General features: G+C 47.2%; 1 tRNA gene and 2 rRNA genes. All 3 read left to right on the top strand.

From position 1 onward, the window contains the following. Positions 1 to 86 precede the first annotated feature (86 nt). Positions 87 to 204, top strand: a 5S ribosomal RNA gene (rrf, locus tag DWY84_RS17170). A gap of 5 nt (positions 205 to 209) precedes the next feature. Beyond that, positions 210 to 282: transfer RNA gene (locus tag DWY84_RS17165), tRNA-Ala, on the top strand. 220 nt (positions 283 to 502) lie between these two features. Continuing rightward, positions 503 to 898: ribosomal RNA gene (locus DWY84_RS17160) — 23S ribosomal RNA — on the top strand; the annotation flags it as partial.

Genomic DNA, 898 nt, shown 5'->3' with positions numbered 1-898 from the left:
GGTGCGGCTGGATCACCTCCTTTCTAAGGAATAGATAAGTAGGGGTTTTAAACACTGTTGAATCTTTGATAAAAGGTTCCAAGATTTCTGGTGCCGATGCGCTTAGGGGAAACACCCGTTCCCATCCCGAACACGACGGTTAAGACCTAAGCGGCCGATGGTACTATGCTGGAGACGGCATGGGAGAGCAGGTGGGTGCCAGGATTTGTGGGGGTGTAGCTCAGTTGGGAGAGCACCTGCCTTGCAAGCAGGGGGTCAAGAGTTCGAATCTCTCCATCTCCACTCGGTATAAATATTCATCATTTATACCAGTATGTACCTTGAAAACTGCATATTGAATAAATCAAGATAAAATCTTTAAAAGATAATATCAAGACATCCGAGGTGTTACATCGAAAGATGTAACCAAACAATAACTCGTTTTAAATAACGAACCTAAGACCAGCGATACAACGCTATGTATCGTAGATGAGTAGCCAGCACCCGCAGGCGAAAATCAATTGGTTAAGCTATAAAGAGCGCAGGGTGGATGCCTTGGCACTAAGAGCCGATGAAAGACGTGATAAGCTGCGAAAAGCTTCGGGGAGGAGCAAATATCCATTGATCCGGAGATATCTGAATGGGGAAACCTGGCTGAGAAGACCTCAGTCGTCGTATGGTGAATCCATAGCCATACGTCGGGAACCGCCTGAACTGAAACATCTAAGTAGGGCGAGGAAAAGAAAGAAAACTCGATTTCCAAAGTAGCGGCGAGCGAAATGGAAAGAGCCTAAACCGGAGCGCGTGCGTTCCGGGGTTACGGACTGCAATATGTGAGCTTTAGGATAGTGGAACGGTCTGGGAAGTCCGATCACAGAGGGTGAAAATCCCGTACACGAAATCCAAAGGCAGCTAGCAG

Source organism: Clostridium sp. AF27-2AA, assembly GCF_003478505.1.
Taxonomy (GTDB): domain Bacteria; phylum Bacillota; class Clostridia; order Lachnospirales; family Lachnospiraceae; genus Brotaphodocola.
Note: the sequence above shows the minus strand (reverse complement) of the source record. Positions and strands in the feature narration are given on the sequence as shown.